At 46.4% G+C, this 1,828-nt stretch carries 2 protein-coding genes; one reads left to right on the top strand and one right to left on the bottom strand.

The genetic code is table 11. From position 1 onward, the window contains the following. Nucleotides 1-202 (top strand): hypothetical protein (locus tag F6K53_RS39560; RefSeq protein ID WP_293085460.1); only part of this gene is annotated, 202 nt, incomplete at its 5' end. Between the two features lie 570 nt (nt 203-772). Here F6K53_RS39560 and F6K53_RS39555 read toward each other — a convergent pair. After that, nucleotides 773-1,543 carry a peptidylprolyl isomerase gene (locus tag F6K53_RS39555; RefSeq protein ID WP_364304810.1) on the bottom strand — a complete coding sequence of 257 codons (771 nt, stop codon included), beginning with the start codon at nt 1,541-1,543 and terminating at the stop codon, nt 773-775. Nucleotides 1,544-1,828 lie beyond the last annotated feature (285 nt).

Below are 1,828 nucleotides of genomic sequence, written 5' to 3'. Positions count from 1 at the left end.
TGTCACCCCCTCAGCCAAAATGGCTGAGGGGGTGACAACAAGGCTAAAAGCTATGCAGTGGCCTCACGGGGAGGCAGCGCGGTCTTGGGGAGGCAGCGCGGTCTTGGGGGTTCCCCCCACTCGCGCTTTGCCGTGGTTTCCCCCACTCGCGCTTTGCCGTGGTTTCCCCGACTCGCGCTTTGCATCAAGACAAGGAAGTTGAATCCAAGTGTAAACTTTCTGTTGCAAACTCTTCTATTTTTCCTGCGGAATGTGGGTTTAGGAAAAGAAAATATTTTTCTTTGGGTGCTTTGAAGTAGTTGTTTAAGTTGTCACCAGTGTAATTTACCATGTCATTTGCTCCCTATTGATTGCAATGGCTTGAGGATTTGTGGATTGCTATCTTCGGAAAGATTCACCCGATTTGTCTGAGTTACATCAAGAAATGCTTATTCTTAATAGGATTGGTTTGGCAATTAAGAGGATTATGCTTTCTTGACTGCCCTCACTGTATTAATCACTCCGAAAATCCAATTTTTCTACAGTTTTATATAAAGTTTTGTAACTATTCTGATAAAGTTTTGTAACGAATCTCAGAAAACAAGGAAGTTGAATCCAAGTGTAAACTTTCTGTCAGTACTCCTTCTTTTTTCCCTGCCTAAGCGAGCCCTGTTGACAAACAGGCTTTGTCAGTCCGGCTTCATGGAGGCGATTAATCCCAGAAGATGCCAAACCAGTCATAGTTGAAAACTATCCGAACTTTTCTAGTTTACCTGCGGAATCTGGGCTCCCGTTATAAGTGGGCAACAATTTCCATCTGTTCCATTTGTTCCCTTAGCCAGTCAGAAAACAAGTTTGAAAGAATCTCAGAGTGCAACTGCTCATCCAATTGCGGTTGAATGATTTCCTCAACCACAATCAGGTGTACTCCAGATGAGGTGACAATGGGTTGGAGAATCTGGGGCGGACTGGCAGCAAAGACCGCAGCCGCAATCTCTGGCTTGAGTTGTTGGCGCTGTAGTATTCCTCGATATCCCCCAGAGCGGCGTAGTGACACGTCCTGAATATGTTGGCGAGCAATCTCATGGAAACTGACTTCCCCTTCCTTGAAGGCATAAAAGAGTTCCCAAGCTAGGTCTTCGTCCTCCAAAACCACTTCGTACATGACGACTCCGGCATAATCAAGCTGGTGCTCATAAAAAAAAGACTCAACTTGATCTCTAAACAGATGTTGAGCGACCTTGTCAGCGATGGTGTTGGTGTAAATCAATGCTTCAAAATCATCGAGAGATAGATGATGTTTTTGCAGCCACGACCAAGTCTCGTCAGTGTTATGAAGTTCGGTGGCGAGACGGAAGTCGTCTGCTGCCTGTTGGAGTTCTTCCGGCTCCACTTGAATGCCAGCCTCTGCTGCTGCTGACTCAATAATCTTGCAAGTAACAATGCCCTCCACTAAGCTAGGAATTTGGCAAGAGAGCCTGACATGCTCAAAAAGAGCTTTCTGGTCAATAGTAATCAAGCTTTGCATACTATCCTGCTGAATTTTACTTAATTTGAAACTCAATGGTTAGTTGGATCAGGCACTAGGGACTATAGCTAATACCTAACACCTTGGCCTAACCCTCAAAACTAAATTGACAGTAAGCAGTCAGGGGTCAGCGGTCAGGGGTCAGCGGTCAGCTTATTTTCTTCAAAAGCACCTCAAGTAGCCTGGCCACAGGCCAAGGCTGATCGCTGATCGCTGATCGCTGATCGCTGATCGCTGATCGCTGATCGCTGATCGCTGATCGCTGATCGCTGATCGCTGATCGCTGATCGCTGATCGCTGATCGCTGATCGCTGATCGCTG

The organism is Moorena sp. SIO4A1, assembly GCF_010672065.1.
Taxonomy (GTDB): Bacteria; Cyanobacteriota; Cyanobacteriia; order Cyanobacteriales; family Coleofasciculaceae; genus Moorena.
The sequence above is the reverse complement of the archived record's forward strand: the minus strand, read 5'-3'. Positions and strand labels throughout refer to the sequence as shown.